Source organism: Aminivibrio sp. (assembly GCF_016756745.1).
In the GTDB taxonomy this organism is placed as follows: Bacteria; Synergistota; Synergistia; order Synergistales; family Aminobacteriaceae; genus Aminivibrio.
This window is the reverse complement of record NZ_JAESIH010000067.1, coordinates 1-20,549: the sequence shown is the minus strand read 5'-3', so window position 1 is coordinate 20,549 and position 20,549 is coordinate 1. Positions and strand designations below refer to the sequence as shown.

At 60.1% G+C, this 20,549-nt stretch carries 16 protein-coding genes; 10 read left to right on the top strand and 6 right to left on the bottom strand.

Features of this window, described 5'->3' with window-relative positions; all coding sequences use genetic code 11:
• Nucleotides 1-239 precede the first annotated feature (239 nt).
• The gene (locus JMJ95_RS11655; RefSeq protein ID WP_290685486.1) at nt 240-710 is read left to right on the top strand and encodes a ferritin family protein; all 471 of its coding nucleotides are present in this window, start codon (nt 240-242) and stop codon (nt 708-710) included.
• 175 nt (nt 711-885) lie between these two features.
• On the opposite strand, the gene galE is transcribed toward JMJ95_RS11655, so the two are convergent.
• The 4 genes from galE to JMJ95_RS11635 form a co-directional block, all read right to left on the bottom strand.
• Nucleotides 886-1,893, bottom strand: a complete 1,008-nt coding sequence (gene galE / locus JMJ95_RS11650) for a UDP-glucose 4-epimerase GalE (protein WP_290685484.1) — start codon at nt 1,891-1,893, stop codon at nt 886-888.
• Nucleotides 1,894-1,906: 13 nt separating this feature from the next.
• Complete coding sequence (locus JMJ95_RS11645) at nt 1,907-2,452, bottom strand: ArsR family transcriptional regulator (RefSeq protein ID WP_290685483.1); 546 nt, start codon at nt 2,450-2,452, stop codon at nt 1,907-1,909.
• Nucleotides 2,453-3,165: 713 nt separating this feature from the next.
• A complete protein-coding gene (locus JMJ95_RS11640) occupies nt 3,166-5,154 on the bottom strand; it encodes a methyl-accepting chemotaxis protein (RefSeq protein WP_290685481.1) in 1,989 nt (662 codons plus the stop codon).
• On the bottom strand, nt 5,151-6,968 hold the full coding sequence (locus JMJ95_RS11635) for a bifunctional diguanylate cyclase/phosphodiesterase (RefSeq protein WP_290685479.1): 1,818 nt from the start codon (nt 6,966-6,968) through the stop codon (nt 5,151-5,153). The genes JMJ95_RS11640 and JMJ95_RS11635 overlap by 4 nt, the downstream gene beginning before the upstream one ends.
• 531 nt (nt 6,969-7,499) lie before the next feature.
• Here JMJ95_RS11635 and typA point away from each other — a divergent pair.
• A complete protein-coding gene (gene typA, locus JMJ95_RS11630) occupies nt 7,500-9,380 on the top strand; it encodes a translational GTPase TypA (RefSeq protein WP_290685477.1) in 1,881 nt (626 codons plus the stop codon).
• A 35-nt stretch (nt 9,381-9,415) separates the two neighbouring features.
• Here typA and JMJ95_RS11625 read toward each other — a convergent pair whose 3' ends face one another.
• The gene (locus JMJ95_RS11625; protein WP_290685476.1) at nt 9,416-10,555 is read right to left on the bottom strand and encodes an ATP-binding protein; all 1,140 of its coding nucleotides are present in this window, start codon (nt 10,553-10,555) and stop codon (nt 9,416-9,418) included.
• A gap of 141 nt (nt 10,556-10,696) precedes the next feature.
• On the opposite strand from JMJ95_RS11625, the gene JMJ95_RS11620 reads away from it, so the two are divergent.
• The 5 genes from JMJ95_RS11620 to JMJ95_RS11600 all read left to right on the top strand — a co-directional run bounded on the left by JMJ95_RS11620 (nt 10,697) and on the right by JMJ95_RS11600 (nt 15,555).
• Complete coding sequence (locus JMJ95_RS11620; RefSeq protein WP_290685475.1) at nt 10,697-11,884, top strand: MFS transporter; 1,188 nt, start codon at nt 10,697-10,699, stop codon at nt 11,882-11,884.
• Nucleotides 11,877-12,923, top strand: coding sequence for an NAD(P)H-dependent glycerol-3-phosphate dehydrogenase (locus JMJ95_RS11615; RefSeq protein WP_290685473.1), 1,047 nt, complete (start codon nt 11,877-11,879; stop codon nt 12,921-12,923). The genes JMJ95_RS11620 and JMJ95_RS11615 overlap by 8 nt, the downstream gene beginning before the upstream one ends.
• Nucleotides 12,924-12,973: 50 nt before the next feature.
• The gene (locus JMJ95_RS11610; protein WP_290685472.1) at nt 12,974-13,144 is read left to right on the top strand and encodes a 4Fe-4S binding protein; all 171 of its coding nucleotides are present in this window, start codon (nt 12,974-12,976) and stop codon (nt 13,142-13,144) included.
• A gap of 120 nt (nt 13,145-13,264) precedes the next feature.
• On the top strand, nt 13,265-14,323 hold the full coding sequence (locus JMJ95_RS11605) for a GGDEF domain-containing protein (RefSeq protein ID WP_290685470.1): 1,059 nt from the start codon (nt 13,265-13,267) through the stop codon (nt 14,321-14,323).
• 77 nt (nt 14,324-14,400) lie between these two features.
• The gene (locus tag JMJ95_RS11600) at nt 14,401-15,555 is read left to right on the top strand and encodes an MFS transporter (protein ID WP_290685469.1); all 1,155 of its coding nucleotides are present in this window, start codon (nt 14,401-14,403) and stop codon (nt 15,553-15,555) included.
• A 219-nt stretch (nt 15,556-15,774) separates the two neighbouring features.
• Here JMJ95_RS11600 and JMJ95_RS11595 read toward each other — a convergent pair whose 3' ends face one another.
• Nucleotides 15,775-16,518, bottom strand: coding sequence for an MBL fold metallo-hydrolase (locus JMJ95_RS11595; protein WP_290685467.1), 744 nt, complete (start codon nt 16,516-16,518; stop codon nt 15,775-15,777).
• Nucleotides 16,519-16,785: 267 nt separating this feature from the next.
• On the opposite strand from JMJ95_RS11595, the gene JMJ95_RS11590 reads away from it, so the two are divergent.
• From JMJ95_RS11590 to JMJ95_RS11580, 3 genes are all read left to right on the top strand, one after another.
• Nucleotides 16,786-18,462: an ABC transporter substrate-binding protein gene (locus JMJ95_RS11590; RefSeq protein WP_290685465.1), complete on the top strand. Its 1,677-nt coding sequence runs from the start codon at nt 16,786-16,788 to the stop codon at nt 18,460-18,462.
• Between the two features lie 7 nt (nt 18,463-18,469).
• Nucleotides 18,470-19,447 (top strand): ABC transporter permease, encoded by a 978-nt coding sequence (locus JMJ95_RS11585; protein ID WP_290685464.1) that lies wholly within the window; start codon nt 18,470-18,472, stop codon nt 19,445-19,447.
• Nucleotides 19,444-20,549 (top strand): ABC transporter permease (locus JMJ95_RS11580; RefSeq protein ID WP_290685462.1); only part of this gene is annotated, 1,106 nt, incomplete at its 3' end. The genes JMJ95_RS11585 and JMJ95_RS11580, both read left to right, overlap by 4 nt.

The window sequence follows — 20,549 nt, the reverse complement described above, 5'->3', positions numbered from 1 at the left end:
TCTTCGCCTTTTCAGTCATAATGATTGCACCTCTCTGGTGAAGGGTTGTGCCTTCGTAAACACTACCTTACCACTGTTCTCCGAACAGTCCAGAGAGGTTTTTTATTTTTTAGGGTGCGGATTTAGGTCCGACCTACAGGGTCTCTTCGGTTTGTAGTCTTTTTATGTTTTTGGAATTTTCTCAGGCATGGGGTATAATGAGAAGCGGAAATAACCCATATATCAGGAGGGGATGGAATATGACGGTGGCATTCGACATGAAGGAAGCTCTCCGGTACGGCGTCCATGCGGAGATCGAGGCAAAGCAGTTCTACAAGATATGGGCCGACAGCGTGGACGAGGAACACCTCAAGAAGGAGCTGCTGGAGCTCTCCGACTGGGAGAGCGAGCACGAGGCCAGCCTTCTGAACTACTACGAGAAGATGTACGGCGAGAAATGCCCCATCGACCACAACATGGTGGTGGCCCCCGAGCTGAAGGTCCAGACAAAGGACTTCGGCGACGTCACCTCCCTGCTCCGCATCGCCTCCGCCGCCTATCTCTCCGAGATGCGCGCCATGGAGTTCTACGAGCGCCTCGAAAAGGAGAGCAAAGGCGAAACGGCCCTGATGTTTGCCAAGATCAAGAACATGGAGAAGGAACACATGGACATCACCAAGAAGCGCTATCTCAAGATCCGCGAGGACGTGGTGGGCTTCAGGGCCTTCTGATCCCTTCCAGATTCAAAGAGAAGGCGCCCCCGGCCGGGGGCGCCTTCTCCGTCTTTATCCATGGCGAAAGATATGATCTCTACCCTGTCATCCTGAGGCCGGCATTTTGGCCGATCGCGTCCCCGGAGGAGAAGGATTTCGGGGTTGGTTCCCGGGTTCTCCCCGAGCAGGAGTATCACCCTTCCCCGGCGTCCCTCATGAGTTCCCGGTTCCAGCCGTCGCGGCACATGTCGTCCAGGGTGCGCTTCGCCGACCACCCGAGCACGTCCCGGGCCCTGTCCGTCCGGGCGTAGCAGGCGGCGATGTCACCGGGCCGCCGTCCGACGATCTCGAAGGGAACAACTTTTCCCGAGACTCTCTCGAAGGTCCGGATCAGCTCGAGCACTGACGTTCCTTTTCCGGTCCCCAGGTTGAAGGCCTCCGCCCCGCGGGCGCCCTCGAGATGTTTCAGGGCGCTCACGTGCCCCTCGGCCAGGTCGCAGACATGAATGTAGTCCCTTACTCCCGTCCCGTCGGGGGTCGGGTAGTCGTTCCCGTAAACGGAGAGTTTTTCCAGGCGGCCGGAGGCCACCCGGCAGATATAGGGAAAGAGGTTGTTCGGGATGCCCCTGGGATCCTCGCCGATCAGGCCGCTTTCGTGGGCCCCGACGGGATTGAAGTACCGCAGGAGTGCGATGGACCATTCCGGGTCCGACGCCGCCAAGTCCCGCAGCATCTGTTCTATCATGAACTTGGACCATCCGTAGGGGTTGGTGCAGCCCAGGGGAGAGTCCTCGTCCAGGGGCATGGGCGACCCCGTGGCGTAGACCGTGGCTGAGGAGCTGAAAACCAGCCGCTTCACCCCGGCGGCGGACATGGCCCCGCAGAGGGCAAGGGCGGAACCGAAGTTGTTCCCGTAATACTCCAGGGGCTTGGCCACCGACTCCCCCACGGCTTTCAGGCCGGCAAAATGAATCACGGCGGAAATCGGGTGGTTCCGGAAAAGACCGTCAAGGGCTTCCCTGTCCCGGACATCCGCCCGGACACACTTCATCGGCCGTCCGGTGAGGCGTTCCAGCCGCAGGGGCACATCAGGGCTGCTGTTGGAAAAATCGTCCACGATCAGGACGTCATACCCCGCTTCCGCCAGGGCTACGCAGGCATGGCTCCCGATGAACCCGGCCCCTCCGGTAACAAGAATCACTGTCTCTCCCCCTTCATCCCGTCTTTCCTTCCCCGTCCCAGAGCAGCAGGGCATTCTCGGCCTCCAGGCGTCCCTTCAGCCGGGAGAACTCGTCCCTGCTGAGAATCAGCCCCCGGATCTTCCGCTCGATGAGCTTCTCGATCTTGTCCGAAAGATGGTCGAAATATCCCCGGTCGATCTCTCCCACGAGGACCAGGTCGATGAGCCCGGAATCGATCCCCCGGGCATAGTCTCCCGTCACGAAGGCCAGCTCCACGTTGCCGAGGCGGCGGATCACCTGCTCCACCACCTGATCGATCCCCAGGGTCTTGGCGGCGATCCTCTGCAGCTCAGGGAACAGGGGGTGGGCCGTGTTCGCCCGGTAGACCTTCGTCCGGCCCTCGTCGGCGCACTCCAGCAGCCCCGCCTCGGACAGGCGGTTCAGCTCCACCCGCACACCGTTGGTGGACTCGCCGAACTCGTCGGCAAGTCCCCGGAGATAGGCGCTGGTCCCCGGGTTCAGAAAAAACTTCAGCAGAAGCCGGGCTCTGGTTTTCGAGGTGATGAGAGATTCAAGCATGAGCGTGCCTTCTTTCGGGAATTTTGTCACGAGTAATTTTATTGCTCAAGAAAGAGAAAGTCAATTTTGCACCGTAACCCTAAATCCGCAGGCAGCGGGGAGCGTCACCGGTGCTCGCTTGGGCCGCCGGTGCAGATTGTCGTCCTTGACAACTGCACCTGAAACCGACATCCGTGTCGGTTTCTCGGCCCGGGCGCTGTGCCCGGCGACACTCCCTCTGCCTGAAAAACCTGCGGATTTAGGGTAACAATCTCCTTTTTGCCCGGGAGGAGAAAACCAGGAGTAAAAACAGGGTTCCCCTTTTCGACTTTTCTGTGTATTGCTATCCGTCAGCGGAAAGGAGGGGGGGGTTATGGCGCAAGTCACGCTGGATCTGATCTTGGAAAGAAGCTCCGGCGGCGGAAGCTGTAGCGCTTTCGTTTCCGGAAGCGAAGAAACGGAGTGACGGATGGAGGAAAGGCACGGAGGGAGAGATCGGCGGGCTTCTCTCCGGCATCAGGGAGACCTTCGGCGACAAGGTTCATATTTCGGTCATGGACACGGGAATCATCTTCTTCTTTTTCGGCCGTTTCCGGTACAGTGTCTACGCGACCCCGTCCGGGTTCTGAACGGCAAAAACCTTCGAGGGAGTTCCCTCCCGGGATGAGCTCGGGAGGACGATACGGAAGCTTCTCCAAGGGAAAGAACGGTGAACGGTGGGACCGGCACGCCCTTCAGACAGCGGGGAAGGCGCTCGCGGAGGATCCCAACCGGTACTTCTCCATGCTCCGGGCATGCAGGGCGGCCCTGTCGTCCAGATAGGCGGCGCCGTCCCTGAGCGTTTCCAGTTTATTCCCAAGCTCGTCGAGGGCGGACATAATGGACGAAGCGGCGTCGGCGCCGTCCCGTGATCGATTCTCCAGGCTGTCGGCTGTGGCAGTAACCTCTTCCACGAGAGCGGTATTCGCTGCCGCCTTCGATACCATTGTATCCATATTGCTCTTCATGGATTCCATAACCAGCTGGAGATCGGTATGGAAACGCATAAGGTCTTCGATTTTCTCTCTGCTCAACGAGGCGATCCGCTCGCCGGAAAGGGCTTCTTCCCCGACCGCCCGTCCTCCCTCAAGAATGCCTCCGACCAGAGTCCCGATACGGAGCGCCGCATCAGAACTCTGAAGCGCAAGCTTTCGAATTTCTTGGGCAACCACTGCGAATCCCTTCCCCGCAGAACCGGCTTTCGCCGCTTCGATTGAGGCATTCAGGGCCAGGAAATTCGTTCGTCGTGAAACGTTGTCTATAATCCTGATGATGAGGGCGACGTCTTCGGTCCTCTTTTCCAGTATTCTGGCTGCCTCACCCACTCTTCCGAAGGATACGGACATCATCCGGACCGATTCGACGGCCTCACTCGCCGTACCGGAAGCGGCGTTGCCCAGATTTATCAGGCGGTCAGCCTCCCGGCGGCACGTATCGGAGACGGCCTCTACCGCCTCGGCCTCCCGCCCGGAAACGAAGGCCTTTTTTTTCAGACCGGCAAGTCTTTCGTCGCTTTCTGAAAGAAATCGCCCCAGCCGTTCACACCCCACAAGCATCTCCCGAAACTTTTCGGACATTCCTTTACAGGTAAGCGTCACGAGAGTCGCGTTCCGCGAAATGTTTTCACTTTCTTCCCTGATGCCGAAAAGAATCGCCCTCAGCCTGCAGACCATTTCTGAAAAAGCACGGCTTACAAAGGCAATTTCGTCCCTCCCTTCAGGGAAATCGGGTTGGGACAGGTCTCCTTCCGTCACCGCAGCGGCCGAGCGAATCAATCCTCTGACCGGGACGAGGATACTTTTTCCAGTGGCATACAGCATGCAGCAAATTGCGAGAAGGGCCGCCGCGAGGAAAGCGGCCTGGCGAAAGGCAAGGGTCCTCAGCGGGTGAAGGAGTTTTTCTTCGGAAGAAAAAACGGCGAGAGACATCCCATAGGGCAGCCCATAGAAGCTTACCCTGAAGGTCTCTCCCTCCCGGCTCACCGACGAATAGCTTTCGCCTCCGGAACGGGCGGTTTGAAGAAGTTCCGTGCTTTTTTCCGCTTCCCCTTCTTCCGGGAACAGGTTTTTCCCTTCCGGTCCGATGAGCTGGATCATCAGATCGCCGTTTGCCGTGGAGGAAAGGGAGGCAACGGTTTCGGCCGATATTTCACCGACCAGGACACCCAGCAAAAGTCCTTCCTGGTACAGAGAATAGACAGGAACGGCAAGAAGGAAAACCTCCCTTTCCTTTTTTACGTCCTGGCAGTGGGGAATGAAAACAGGGGCCCTGCCTTTTCCCGCCTCCGTGAACCACTTCTCTTTTCTCGGGTCGAATTCCTCCGGGGGAAGCCATCCGCTTCCTTCCAGAAGGACCCCGCTGGAAAGAGCGAAGGAAACGGCGAGAAATCCCTGTTCCAGGGATGCTTCCGTGAGGTTTCTCATGTAATTTCCGAGAGTTCCCGGAAGCACTCCAAGGTCTTCTATCATAAAGGCAATGTTGGATGATGCCGTCAGAAGAACATTCTCCCATGCGGCAATCCGTTCTGAAACGGCTCTTGCAGCCCTTTCCGCCATAAGCTGATCGCTTTTCCCGGCCTGGGAAAAGAGTATCCGCGCTCCCCCGCGGTAGGAAATAAAGGCAAAGCACGCGGTTACAAACAGAATTGAGCAGGCGAGCACGAATAGCCTTGATTTGAGTGTCATCTTTCAGTCCCCCCGGAACTCACCGCCTTTCTCCGGTCGATAAGCCATGCACTGCGGCGTTCAGCCGCAGTGATACGCTTCACCGCATGCTTGAGGGAAGCCGCTTTTTCCGCTGTCACCGCCGGATGAGCACAGGGATCAAGGTTATCCTGCTCTATTACTGAAAGGCTCAGCGTGACCAGGGGAACGGAACATACCGTTCCCGCTCTGTCCGTCGCACAATAACACCCGGCGGCATTCTCCTCCCTGGAAAAGTAGAGCCCCTTCTTCCGGTCGAAAGCGGCGCAGATGGCATCCAGAGCGGTGGAAGACACCTTCCCCGGGCAGACAAGCACAAAGTCGTCTCCCCCGATATGCCCGAGACGGGACCCTTCCGGCAGCCTGTCCAGCCCCTCCCTGAGAATGGTCGCGGTAAAGTTGATCAGCTCGTCGCCTTTCAGGAACCCGTGACTGTCATTGTATTCCTTGAATCTGTCAAGGTCGCAGTAGATAAGCGTAAAGAGGCTTTCTTTCCGCGCATCCTCTATCCACTTGCGGATGTTGTTGTTCCCCGGCAAACCGCTCAGGGGATTGCAGCTCCGGACCCGCTCCACCTCCAGTTCCGTTGACCTGGAGATTATCTGTTTCATGGTCACCGTGCCGAGAAAGCATCCCCTGTCGTCCACCACGACAACGGGATCGTAGAGATCATCCGGCCGCCGTTCCATGGCGAGTTTCGCCAGGGCGCTTACAGGACTGAAAACGGGCATGGTCAGGAATTCCTTCTTCGCCGCTTCTTCCAGGGGCCTTTTCTGAAAAAGCTGGTACCCGAAAGCACCCCCCGTCTGCAGAAAAAAGGACTGCCTGGTTATAAGGCCGACCGGAAGATCCCCGTCCAAAACAACAAGATGATCCAGGGTCCTGTTTTTCCGCAGAAGCTGTTCCAGTTCCTCGCAGGACATCTGTCCCTTTTGGGCAGTCGTTCCCTTGATCACAAGCGCCCTCATGCCTTCACCGACAATATGGTCGTCCTCGTTCAATTCCGCATACATGGCTGAAAGCCGGGCCATCACGTGGGCGGGGGGAGGAGTGGGATCCTTTTGAGGACGGGCGAAAAGATACCCCTGGGCAAAGTGGACTCCCAGTTCGAGAAGCGCTTTCATATCCTCCCAGTTCTCCACTCCCTCCGCAACGATCTTTGCCCCGACATTCGCGGCAAACGAACAGAGAAACCGGACCACATGCTTTTTGTATGGGTCTTCCGCTACCCCCCGGACGATCTCGATGTCGATCTTGAAGAAATCAGGGGCGCAGACCGCCATCGTCCGCAGCCCCGAATATCCGGATCCGACGTCGTCCAGGGCGAGAGAAAACCCCTCTTTTCTGAACCATGCCACAGACTCTTCAAGTTTTCCATAATCTTCCACGGGCAGGTTTTCCGTCAGTTCCAGAACAATCCTGTCCGAGCTCATGCCATACGGCTTCAGTCGTTCGGGAGTAAAAAGCTCCCTGAACCGCGAATCGCTCAGAACCCAGGGACTCACGTTCAGAAAATAGCGGACCCCTTCTCCTGTATCACGCCGCCTTATACCTTCCAGGGCCGCCTTGCGGCAGGCTCTTTCCGCCTCCCACTGCATACCGCATTCCCGGGCCGCTGCAAGCAGGTCCAGGGGGGATTCCATTGGTGGCATTCCCCTGGACAGAATTTCGTAACCGTAAACTTTTCCCTCGGCGACATCCAAAATGGGCTGGAACACGGGGTGAATCCCCCCTTTTTCGAGAAGTTCCCGCAAAAACTGGCCGTAGGATTTTTCCTGCACGATGAAAGATCTCATTTACGTTCTCCCTCCCGCTTTGTCTGCAGGAACTTTAGCACCGCAGCGCAACTTCCGGGTAAACGTTCTGTTACACTTTGGTAAAATGTCACGGTGAAATCAAGGTCCAGCTTGACCGCCCCCCGCGGCATAATGCGCTTTTTCCGGGCGGAGGGAGTGCCGCCGGGCATGAGGTGGCTTCGCCCTCCCCGGGGGCGAAACCATTTCGCTCCGCGCTCTTTGCGGAAACACCCCGGCTGCCTGCGGATTTAGGATCTAGCCTAAATCCGCAGGCAGCGGGGAGTGTCACCGGTGCTCGCTTGGCCCGCCGGTGCAGATTGTCGTCCTTGACAACTGCACCTGAAACCGACATCCGTGTCGGTTTCTCGGCCCGGGCGCTGTGCCCGGCGACATTCCCTCTGCCTGAAAAACCTGCGGATTTAGGATCTAGGTCAGCCCGATTTCTCTTGCATTTCAGTTCTTCAGGATGTATCATCTTCTTTTGCAGAGAAGAAACACAAAGTCCGACTGCACCGGAGGAACGGATATTTTATGAAAAGAGCGGAACACATACGCAACATCGCCATCATCGCCCACATCGATCACGGCAAGACCACTCTCATCGACTCCATTTTCAGGGCCGCCCAGGTTTTTCGTGAAAACGCCCGTATTGAAGAACGCATCATGGACAACAACGAACTCGAGCGGGAAAAGGGCATCACCATCCGGGCAAAACACTGCACGGTGGAATGGAAGGGCTGCCGTATCAACATCATCGACACCCCCGGTCACGCCGATTTCTCCGGGGAAGTGGAGCGTATCCTCTCCACGGTGGATTCGGTGCTCCTGCTCGTTGACGCCGGCGAAGGCCCCATGCCCCAGACCAGGTACGTCCTGTCCCACGCGCTCCGCATGGGACTGAAACCCATCGTCTACATCAACAAGGTGGACCGCAAGGAGGCCGATCCCGTCATGGCCCTCAACGCCACCTTCGACCTTTTCTTCGAACTTGGAGCCACCGAGGAGCAGGCGGATTTCCCGGTGCTCTACGGATCCGGCCTTGCGGGATGGGCCGTCTCAGACCTCTCGGAGATCGAGGGCGGAGAGTCGAAGGGTATGGACGCCCTCTTCGAGGCTATCATCAGGTGCGTGGAACCGCCCCTGGCCGACGAGGAGGCTCCCTTCAAAATGCAGGTGAGCACCCTGGCATGGAACGAATACACCGGCCGGATGGGCTGCGGGAAGATCCTCCAGGGAAAAATCCGGAAGGGCGAAGAGTTTCTCCGCATGGCCACCCGCTGGGAAGACCCTTCCGACAAGGCAAACGAGAGGTTTACCATCACTGAGTCGGAACGCGCAAAGGCCGTCCAGATTTTCGTCACCCGCGGTCTTGAACGCCTTGAAGTTGAAGAAGCCTCGGCGGGGGATATCGTCTGGATATCCGGGCCGAAGGAAATCGGCATCGGCGACACATTTTCGTCTCCGGAAGCGGAGGGACAGGCCCTTCCTCCTCTGGATATCGAAGAGCCCACTGTCTCCATGTTCTTTCTTGTGAACAACGGCCCCTTCTCTGGCCGGGAGGGACAGGCCATCACCCTCAGGCAGCTCAAGGCGAGACTGCTGAGGGAGATGCACGTCAACGTGGCTCTGCGGATGGAAGACCTGGGGCGGCCGGACGGCGTGAAGGTCTCGGGCCGGGGAGAGCTGCAGCTGGCCATTCTCATCGAGGAGATGCGGCGGGAAGGCATGGAATTCTGTGTCTCCAAGCCGGAAGTGATCACCGAGGAGATCGGCGGGGTCCTTCACGAGCCCATGGAGGACCTAGTGGTGGACATCCCCGAGGAGTACCAGGGCGTGGTCTTTGAAAAACTCTCGCGGCGGAAGGCCCGGGTAAAGGAGATTCAGAACCTCCGTACCGGGCTCATGCGCATATTCTTCAATATCCCGACCAGGGGGCTCATAGGCTACCGGGGCGAGTTCCTCACCGATACCAGGGGCCTTGGCATCATGTCCTCCCGCTTCTCCGGGTACTCCCCGTGGGCCGGAGAGATAACCCCCCGCAGCAGGGGGGCCCTGGTGAGCCTCGACACCGGGGAGGCAACGAGCTACCAGCTTGAGAACCTGCAGGAAAGGGGAACCCTGTTCGTCTCCCCCATGGACAAAATCTACGCCGGGATGATCGTGGGAGAGAATTCCCGTCCCAACGACATGCCCTGCAACCCCACGAAGCGGAAGCAGGCCACAAACCACAGGTCCTCCACGAAGGACTTCACGGTGAAGCTCGACGTGCCGCGGAAGATGGGCCTTGAAAAGGCGCTGGAGTGGATCGCCGAGGACGAACTGGTGGAAGTCACTCCCAAGTCCATCCGGTTGAGGAAAATCATCCTCGACGACGGGGAACGGAGAAAAGCCGCGAAAAAACTGTCCGCATGAAAAGGGGCCGCCCCGGGAGGGAAGCGGCCCTTCGCTTATCTCCGAAGGGGAACGGGTACTGACAGGGACACGCTGGTCCCTTTCCCGGGTTCGCTCGAGATGGTGAGCTCCCCCCCTATCATGGAGGCCCGGCCTTCCATGTTCACCAGTCCCCAGGTGCCCTTTTCCTCCGCTTCGCTCCTCACTTTTTCTACGTCGAACCCCAGCCCGTCGTCGACAATCTTCACCCGGAGCACCTCCCGCCCGATGCTCACCAGTATCCTGATGCGCTGTGCCCTGCCGTTCTTCACCGCGTTGACCACCGCCTGCTGGATGATCTTGAACACGGCGGTCCTCACGGGAAGGGATATCCGGTCGGCCTGCCCTTCCACGGCGTAGCGCACGTCAGCTCCCGAAAGGGCGGACGTCTGGGAAACGAGGCGGCTCAGGGCGACGTCGAATCCGTCCTTGAGCCCGGTGGGGTTGAGCTGGAAGAGGAAGGAGCGGAATTCCTCCAGGGCATCCCCGATATGGGAACGGGTCCTGGCGAGTTCCTCCCCGGCCTTCCCGAAGTCTCCCCTGGACAGGAACTCGCCGGCAAGATCGATCATCAGCCCGGCGGCGGAAAATTTCTGTATGGGCCCGTCATGGAGCTCCCGGGCGAGAGATATGCTTTCCCGCTCCGCCAGCAGGAGCCCGGTGCTTAAATCTTTCTGTTCCGGAGTGAGAGATCCGTTTTCTTCGCCCTCGATGCTGAAGTTGAGAAGATTGAGCACCACCCTGAACCGGTTGCTCATCTCCTCGCTCCTGGCGATGAGCCGTTCGATGCGGCGCTCCTCCCGGTCAAGGTCGTCCCGCTGGGCGGCGAGGTGTTTTTCCCTCTCCTCGAAGGCTCCCCTGATTCTCATGAGGTTCATGGCCCGTTCGTAGGCATCTTTTTCGATGGACTCGTCCCCTGACCTGGAGGCATCGAGGAGGATCTGCCTGGATCGCCTGTATTCGGCCTCCGCCTTCTCCGAGGCGACGATGACTTCGTTCAGTTCTTTCTGTACCCCCTCCCGCCGGGTGCGGATCTCGAAAAGGTGCTCCCGTTCCTCCTCCCGGAGGGTGGCCAGGCTGTCAATGCTGTACTGCAGGGATTCACCCACCTTGTCCTGGATTTCCTTCAGTCTTATGGCCATATCGTCCGGCGCCATACCCATTGCCTCCCCTCAGATGCACACAGACCTTCGGAATTCATTGTAGCCTTCCGCGGGAAGTCTGGCAATTTTCCTCTCACTTCTCCGCAAAAAAAGGATACAATAGACGAGACACCATCACACCGGGAGGAATTCACCGTGATCCTGGCTCTCATTCTTGGGTGGGCTGTCCTGTACGCAGACCGGACAGCCTTGTATCCGCTTCTTTCCGTCATAGCCGACAGCCTGGGTATATCGTCCGCCAGGGCGGGAGCCATTACCAGCGCCTATTTCCTGCTGTACGTCCTGCCCCAGATCCCCGGCGGCTTCGCGGCGGACAGGTGGGGGGCGAAGCGCGTCCTCATCGTCATGTTCTCCCTGTCCGGCCTCGGTATCCTCGGTTTCGGCCTCTTCGGGACATCTTTCACTCTCCTTCTGTTCTTCTCCGCCCTCCATGGCTTCGGAGCCTCTTCCTACTACCCATGCTGCTTCGGGACCATGCTTTCCACCGTTCCGGCGGAAAAACGGGGGCTCAGCTCCGGGCTCATCGGAATCGGCATGGCTGTCGGCACCATCGGCGGAATGGCCGTCAGCGGCCCCCTCTACCAGTTTTTCGGCAGTTACAGGATTCCCTTCATTCTCCTGGCCATACCCTCCGTCCTCGTAATCCTCATGTTCATCAAGCACCTGCCCGACGTCCGCAATGACGTTTCCCCGTCCCTTGCGGCGTACGGCAGGCTTTTCCGAGACAGGGACATCTGGAAGATCAACATCGCCACCTTCACATCCCTGTACGGCTTCTGGGCGGCGGCCACCTGGGGGCCCACGTTCCTCCAGGCGGAGCGGGGGTTTTCCCTGATCCAGTCGGGACTTTATACCGGTCTCATCGCCCTCACGGCCCTCCCGGGAGGCATTCTCTGGGGACGGCTCTCCGACCGCTTCGGCAGAAAGCGGACCGCTCTCTTCGTGCTCCCCGCGAGTGCGGCCGCCCTTTCCCTTCTCACGCGGGCCCAGGGAACTCCGGCCATCATCGGTACGCTGCTTCTCTTCGGTCTCTTCAGCAACACCGCATTCACTCCCATCTCCATTTCATGGGTGGGCGACATCGTCAGCAGGCGGCATCCCGGCTCCATGGGCGCGGCAGTAGGCTTCTTCAACGGCTCGATCATGTCGTCCGCCGTGATTGCCCCCCTGGTTTCGGGATTTCTTCGGGATCTTACGGGATCCCTCGTTCCCGCGATCACTGCCGGCGTGGTGCTCATGTTTGCGGGCTCGGTTCTGCTCCTGTTCACGCCGGGCAATCTTGAAGAAAAGGACGGGAAAAGAAAGGAGGCACACAATGGCTGACCTGACGGTTTTCGGCGGAGGAAGCTGGGGTACCGCTCTCGCTGCGTCGGCGGCGTCATCGGGACATTCCGTCTTTCTCTGGTGCAGAAGAAGCGAGCAGGCACGGGCGATCACGGTCACAGGGAAAAACCCGGACTATCTCCGGGACATTTCCCTCCCGGCGGGGGTTTCGGCCACGTCGGACATCACCGAGGCCGCCCTGCATTCCCACTACTGGATCCTGGCCCTCCCCACCCAGACGCTCCGGGGGTTCCTCCCCGCCCTGGAGCCCTTCTGCACCGACCGGACGGAGATCTGCAACGTGGCCAAGGGTATCGAGATCGCCACGGGAAAGCGGATCAGCGACATCGTGAAGGAGATTCTTCCCCATTCCCTCTATTCCGTCCTCTCCGGCCCGAGTTTCGCCGAAGAGGTGGCAAGGGGTCTGCCCACGGCGGTGACGGTGGCCTCGGCAAAGGCCGGCTCGGCCCTCTTCTGGCAGTCCCTGCTCAACACGACCCGTCTCCGCCTTTATACCTCCCATGACGTTATCGGAACCGAGACGGGAGGAGCGGTGAAAAACATCATGGCCATCGCCTCCGGCCTTGCCTCGTCCCTTGGGCTCGGCGACAACGCCCGGGCGGCGCTGGTCAGCAGGGGACTGGCTGAGATCATGCGGTTCGGCGAGGCTATCGGGGCCCACCCCCTGACGCTCGCGGGCCTTGCGGGAATGGGTGACCTGGTTCTCACCTGCTACAGCACCCAGTCGAGAAATTTCAGGCTCGGAATGGCTTTGGGCCGCGGGCTCTCTCTCGAGGAGGCCAGGACGGAGATCGGGCAGGTGGCGGAAGGAGCATACACCGTCCGGGCGGTAACCGAGGCCGCCCGGAGGCTTTCCGTGGACATGCCCATCTCGAAGGGGGTCCACCGCCTGCTGTACGAGGGAGCCTCTCCTCCGGAAGAGCTGGAACGGCTGCTGACCCGCGACCCGAAAGCGGAATACCCGCCCGCCATTCTCTGGAGTTCTTCAAGTTGCCCCGGAAAAGAAAGTGGAGTATAATCCGGACCGTCACAGTGTACCAGCAGATTATATCCGAGGAGGAATGAATAATGGCAAAAGCAGTCGTGGACAAGGACGCATGCGTGGGTTGCGAGACCTGTGTCGGCACCTGCCCCGTGGAAGCCATTTCCATGGTTGATGGCAAGGCAGTCGTGGACGAGAGCTGCATCGAGTGCGGCAGCTGCGTGTCCGTCTGCCCCGTGAACGCGATTACCCAGTAATCCGTTTCGGAAAAGGCTGAATCCGCCCTTTTCCGGCCAAGGCCGGAAAAGGGCTTTTTTTACCGCCTCCCGGAAGGTATAATCCTCTCGCAGGCAGTCAACAAAATCCGGGAGGCTGCAATGACGTATCGCACCGTTCTAAGGGAAAAGCGGCACGAAAGGGAATTGCCCGCCCTCCGTCTGCTCAGTGTCGTCACTGCGGTCTGGTTTCTCGCCGCAGGGTGGGCCGATGTGCTTATGGGATACCCGCTTCTGGCGGTGCTCGACTTTTTCATCGCCTTGCTCTTCCTGTTTTTCCGCATCAGGATGAACACCATGCCCCCCTCGGCCGTCCGGGGTTTCGTTCCCCCCATCCTGCTCTTCCTGAACCTGCTGCCCCTGGGGGCTTCCTTCCTCGAGGCCGGGTTTTTCACCCTCCTTCTCCGGCATATCGTCACCCTCCTGGGGACGGTGATTTACATGCAGTTCCAGAGACGGGACGTCTTCTTCACCTATCTCATGATCAACGCCTTCTCCTTCATCAGCGCCTTCATCCTCTCGGGGGACTTCCGGGGAGAGATGGTGAACCTGGTCATCTGCTATGTTTTCATCGTCTCCAGCATGTACTTTTTCTCCAGGCTGCAGCGGAAAACCTCCAGGGAACTCGCCGCCCTGTCAAGCGCCGAGCGGCAGGCACGGGACATGGCCGGCCGGGACCCCCTCACGGGGCTCTACAACCGGCGCCGTTTTGACGAAGAGCTCGCCGGGCTTCTCCCGGAGGGAACCGGCGTCACCCTCATCCTCATCGATCTCGACGATTTCAAGGACATCAACGACACCCAGGGGCACCAGGCAGGAGATGAAGCCCTGAAAAAAATGGCGTCCGCCATCGCCGGGGCCGTCCGGAGGGACGACATCGCCTGCAGGATCGGAGGGGACGAATTCGCCGTCCTCCTTCCCGACTGCCCGGAGAACAACGGACTGGTCATCGCCGAAAACATCTGCCGCAAGGTCAGAAGCTGCGCTCCCTTTCTGAGCATATCCCTCGGGGTGGCCTCGGCTCCGGCAGGGTCCTCTCCCGATGAGGCCTTCAAAAAAGCGGATGCCGCCCTCTACGAGGCGAAATCGAAGGGCAAGGGGTGCATCGTGTCCTGGGGCAGGCTCATTCCCGAGCCGGCGGCACAGGGCGGAAACGATTGAATTTCCTCTCCCGAAGGTATACAATACATCAGTACGGAACCAGCCTGGACCACAACGGCCCCCAGGAGGACTTCACCATGGACCGGCTTATTCTGTCTCTCTTGATAATCAACTTCGCCATCTACTCCTATTCCAATGCCTTCTTCTTTCTCGCCCCCTACCTCGCCGCCCGGGGGTACACCGCCGCATCGGCGGGGATCCTCGTCGGCGTCTTTTATGCGGCCACCACGGCTGTCCGGCCGGTGGGGAGCTTGATCACCGAACGGATAGGCGTCAGAAAGAGCATGATCTGGTCGTCAGGAGTCTGCATCGGCTGTGCCCTGGCCCTCCAGGCCTACCAGGGGGCCTTCGCCTGGTTCGTCGGGGTCCGGGTGGTCATGGGCCTGGCGTATAGCATTTTCATGGTGGCCCTCACCACCTACCAGGCCCTTGTTATCGAAGAATCGAAACGGGGCCTCGGATTCGCCCTCGTCTCCGTGGGAAGCCTCATTCCCATGTTCACGGTGGTTCCCCTCACCGACTATCTTGTACGGAGCGGCCAGGACAGGTTCTTCATGATCCTTCCCCTCGCCGCCGCCGCCCTCTCCTTCTCCCTGGCCCTCCGCCTTCAGCCTGCGGGGTACCAGGGATCCACCGGGCAGAATCAGCCCATGGAATGGGGAACCTATGGCGACCTCTTTCGGGAAACGCCGGCGGGGAAGATCGTCTTCTCCTGCTTCTTCTTCGGCCTCTGCGACGCATCCATCGTCTTCATCGGCACGGTGCTTCTGGAAAAGGGGCTCGTTCCCTCATGGTTCATCTTCTCTCTCGGAGTTGGGGCCCTTTTCGTCCGGACGGCGGGAAGAAACCTCTTCAACCGGTACCAGAGAACGGTCTTCGCCGGCCCTTCCTTCCTTCTCATGGCCCTCTGCCTTCTCGGCCTCGCCTTCGCCCGCACTTCCTTCGGGCTGGTCCTCTGGGGATTCTTCTACGGCATGGGCATGGGGTACGGCTACCCCGCCCACCTCGCTCTCACGGCGGACCTCGCGGCGCCCCGCCTCCGGGCCAAGGCATCCGCGCTGGTCCACTTCTCCATGGACCTGAGCTGGTTCATCCTTCCTCTGTACATGGGGTTCGGCTGCACCTTTTTCGGCGCCCAGCGGGCCTTTCTTCTCTTCACCCTGGTCTGTATTGCCGGCGCGGTGATGACCACGGTCATGTGGCTGCCCCGGAGAAAAGGCCGGGCACACTGAAAAAAAGCCGGGACACAAAGTCCCGGCCTTCTTTTTCTTCCTGACTCCTGGTTCTTGTCGTCCTGAGCGAAGCGATCGCGCAGCATCCCCGGAGGGGGAGGATCTCGCCTTTGAGGCCCGGTACAAAAGAGCGAACCCTCGTCGCTTTCGCTCCTCAGGATGGCAGAAACAGTGCCGCCACCCCGGGTTTACAGGAGGCAAGGGCCGTTCCGGCTCTCCCTAGCTCATCTTCCGCACCCGCACTTCAATACCCGAATCCTTCAGGAGGTTCACAAGCTTTTCGGGATCCGACTGCCCGAAGTGATACGGGTAGACGATGTTCGGCCTGAAAGAGAGGGCGGCGTCGGCCGCCATTTCGGGCGTCATGGTGAAGGGAAGGTTCATGGGAAGAAATGCCGCGTGAATATCCTTCAGCTCCTTCATTTCCGGAATGTTCTCCGTGTCCCCTGCAACGTAGATCCTGGTGTCGCCGAAGTTCAGAACGTAGCCGTTGTGTTCTCCCTTCGGATGGAAGGGCCGGCCGTTGTCCCGCTTGTGCACGATGTTGTAGGCCGGAACGGCTTCCACCCTGACGCCGAGCAGTTCAGCGGACTCCCCGTTTTTCAGTACTCTCCCCCTGCCGAGAATTTCGGCGCTATTCCCGTTCAGCACGATATCGGTCTCATCGGTGACGATATGCTTCAGGGCTTCCCTGTCCAGGTGGTCCTGGTGCTCGTGGGTAATAAGCACGGCATCCGCCTTCGGCAGGGCGGAGTAGTCGGCCATCTTGCCGTAGGGGTCCACGTGAAGCACCCTGCCGCCGAAAGAGAACATCAGGGTGCCGTGCCCGATGAAGGTGACGGTTACCTCTCCTGCGGAGGTTTCAAACCGGTCTTCCTCGAAAACCCGGGCGGCTTCCGCTGCAAAAGCCCCTCCGGCAGCAAGGGAAAGGGCAAAAACTGCAAGTGCAAGGATTTTTATCATGGGACACTCCTCCTCTTGTCGAATTTTCAAAAATTATACCAGAGAAAGACGGGGAAGGGAAGCATGACATGGTTTTTTTGTCTTTTTCAATCCCATTTTTTATATATTATCATATTTCATAACACATAGTTCCTTTTCAAAACGCCTCTCCGGTAACCGCAGGAAAACGCTTCTGGAATACGGCATTTTGCGGAAAGGGATTCTTTAGCGATCTGCTAGAATGATGAGCGAATCCGAATCTCCGTTCCGGAAAGGATGAGACGAAAAATGAAAAAATCCCTTTTCGCCCTTTTTCTGTCAGCTGCCATCCTCGCCTTTTGTTCCTCCCCCCGGGAGACGGCGGCCGGCACCTTCGACCCTGAAGCCTTTGCCGGACCGAAGGTCAAGGACCTCTACCTGGTGATCATCCGGGACCCCGATGCCCAGCTCCTGGCGCTGAACCGGGGACGGGCGGACATCCTGGGGGATCTCTATCGCCCCGTGGACGTGGACGCCCTGTCAAAAAGCCCCGCCGTGGAGCTCTCCATCGCCCCAGGCTTTCACGGATTCTTCCTCGGCTTCAACGTCCGGACCTTTCCGTGGAACAGCGTCGACCTGCGCCGCAGTGCCTGGCAGGTCCTTCCCCGGGAGAGGATGGTCCGGGATCTCTTCGCCGGATACGCCGAACCCCTTTCTACCTTCCTCCCTCCGGTGTCTCCCTACTTCGAACCTGACGTGACGGTCTATCCCCACGACCCTGAAGCCGCAAGGAAGCGCCTTGCCGACGCGGGATGGACATGGGGCTCCGACGGCGTCCTCATCTCGCCCGACGGGGAAAAAATTCCTCCCCAGAAGCTCATCTGCCCCACGGCGTCCACGGCGCCCACAACGGCCGAAATCGCGGTGCGCATGGCCGAGGCCCTCTCCGCCATAGGCATTCCGGTCGAAGCTGAGCCCATGGACTTCTCCACCATGATCTCCAAGCTGGACGAGCGGGATTTCCAAATGTACGTCTTGGCATGGCAGATGACCCGGGATCCCGATTCTCTCTACGCCTTCTACTCCTCGAAGATGGACATAAGGGGCGGATACAACATGTCCGGCATCTCCGACCCCGAACTCGACAAAGTTCTCGACCGTCTCCGCTTCGCCCCGGACGAGGCGGCCGCACGGGCCGCCGCCTCGGAAGCCCAGAAGCTTCTCTCGGATCTCGTTCCGGTGGTCCCCGTCTACAGCCGGTACACCATTTCCGCCGTGTCGAAGCAGTGGAAGGGAACCCTGGTCACCGACCGGGTAACGGCGGACAACATCTGGAGCCTGTTGGCCATGGAGCCGGCATCAGGCCCCATGAGACCCCTCTACCTCGTCCAGGCCGACGAGCCCAGGGCACTCAACCCCTTCACGTCAAGCTCCGCCTACGACTGGCAGATCCTCGGCCTGATCTACGACTCCCTCATCGCCGTGGATCCCTACACCCTGGAGACCATCCCCTGGCTCGCCGAAAGCTGGACCCTTAAGACGGAAGAAGGCCCTTCGGGGCCCCGCACGGTACTCACCTTCCGCCTCAGGGAAGGGGTGGAGTGGCATGACGGCACACCCCTGACGGCGGCTGACGCCGCCTTCACCTACGAGACGCTCCGGAAAAACGCCGTTCCCCGGTACTTCGACAACGTGGACAACATCGAAACCGTGGAGACTCCCGACGACCACACCCTCAGGGTGACCATGAAAAACGTGAGTTTCTGGCACCTCCACAGGGTGGGCGGCATCCCCATTCTTCCCCGGCACGTCATCGAAAAAGTCACCGACTGGCGGAGCTGGCTTCCCGCGTCGGAGAAACACCCCTCGGACACAGGCCTCACCGGGCTCGTCGGGACCGGTCCCTTCGTCTTCCGGGAGTACCGCCCCGGGGAATACGTCCGGTTGAGCGGGAACGAACGGTTCTGGCTCGGCAGGAAGAGGTGAGGAACGAGTGAGCGGCTACTGGGCACGTCGGACGGGCAGCGCCCTGCTGGTCCTCGGGCTGGTGCTTGTGCTCAACTTTGTCCTGTTCCGCATGATGCCGGGAGACCCCGTGGCCTCCATCATCGACCCGAACTTCTCTCCCGAGGCAAAGGCCCGGCTGAGCGAGGTCTACGGCCTCGACCAGCCCCTTCCGGTGCAGTTTCTCCTGTATGTCCGGTCGACCCTGACCTTCGACTTCGGCATCTCCTTCCTCACGGGGCGCCCCGTGATAGACGAGCTGAAATCCAGGCTGCCCAACACGGTAATGCTGCTGGGTACAAGCCTTGTGCTGTCGTCCCTTCTCGGGACCTGGCTCGGCATGAAGGCGGCGCTGAAGCGGGGAAGCCTCCTGGAAAAGTGCGTCCTCTGGAGCGGCGCTCTCTCCTTCTCCTTCCCCTCCTTCTTCGTCCAGCTCGTGCTTCTCATGGCCTTCGCCGCCGCCCTGCCCCTCTTTCCCCTGAGGGGAACCCTGTCGGTCCCCCCGCCGGCGGGAGGGCTTCCCCTGCTGCTCGACTATCTGTGGCACATGGCCCTGCCCGTGTTTTCCCTCGTTCTCCTGGGCTTCGGGGGATGGGCCCTCTACGTGCGGAACCTCATGGTGAAGATTCTCGGCGAGGATTTCATCCTCCTCGCCCGGGCCAGGGGACTTCCGGAACGGAACATCATCCTGGGGCACGCCTTCCGGACCCTCCTGCCGCCCCTGCTCACCATCTTCCTGCTCTCCCTTCCCGGGGTCGTCTCCGGGGCCGTGATCACCGAGACGGTGTTCTCCCTCCACGGGGTGGGACGGTTCCTTCTTGAGGCTGTCACCGGCCATGACTACCCCGCCGCGGGGGCATCCTTCTTTTTGCTGGCCTTCCTCACCGTGAGCTGCAATCTTCTGTCGGACCTGCTCTACGGCCTGACCGACCCCCGGGTGCGCATGGAAAGGGGCGGCAGACGATGAAGGACCTGCTGAAACGATGGAGCTTCTGGTGCCTTCTCGCCCTGGCGGCCCTGGCCCTGTTCGGGACCCGGCTCTTCGGCGCCCTCCCCGAAGCTGAGGTGGCCGCTCCCTTCTCGAAACCCTTGTGGCTGGACCGCTCCCTTCCGCCCACCATGGACCTGGAACTCACCGGCGACCATCCTGCCGCGGAGCTGAACTGGTCCTTCGGCGCCCCTTCCCGGTTCTCCCTCCGGGTCGAAACGGCCATTCCGGCGCCTTCCCGGTTCGTGGAATGGACCCTCCCCGGCGGAAAAACCTACCGCCTCACCCCTCTGAACCGGGACGTGGAACTCGACGGACGGGACATGGCCTTCAAGCGGTCCCTCGGGCTGCCCCCCTTCGGGGACGCTTCTTCCGCCCTCTTTCCCGAAAGAGGAACCTACAGGATCGGGCTGACCGGCGAAGGGGGATGGGAGGGCTCAGTGAAAATCCGACTGGAAGGGGGGCGGTGGGGCCTCCTCGGAACGGACCAGCGGGGCAGGGACATCGCCGCCCTCTTCGTGGCCGGAATCCGGGTCTCCCTGCTGGTGGGCATCTTCGCCACCATTCTGGCCACCTTCCTCGGAACCAGCCTCGGCCTCGCGGCAGGCTACCGGGGAGGATGGACCGATGCCGTGATCATGAGAGCTGTGGACCTGCTGCTCTCCATTCCCCTGCTTCCCATCCTCATGGCCCTCGCCGCCCTCTGGGGAAAGGGGCTCTGGCAGCTCATCCTCATCCTCTCCGTCTTCTCCTGGATGGGCACCGCCCGTACCGTTCGGGCCCTGACCCTTACCCTCAGAGACGCCCAGTACATCGAGGACCTCAGGGGACTGGGAGCCCCGGTGGGCTACATCCTCCGGCGGCACCTTCTGCCGGAGACTCTGCCCGTGCTGCTGGCCACCATGACCCTGGGCGTCCCCGGGGCCATTCTCTCCGAGGCGGGGCTTTCCTTCCTCGGCCTCTCGGACCCCAGGGTGATCTCCTGGGGACGGATGCTCCACGAAGCCCAGTCCTTCGGCGCCTTCACCGCCGGGGCATGGTGGATGCTCCTGCCTCCCGGCCTCGGCATCGCCCTCCTCTG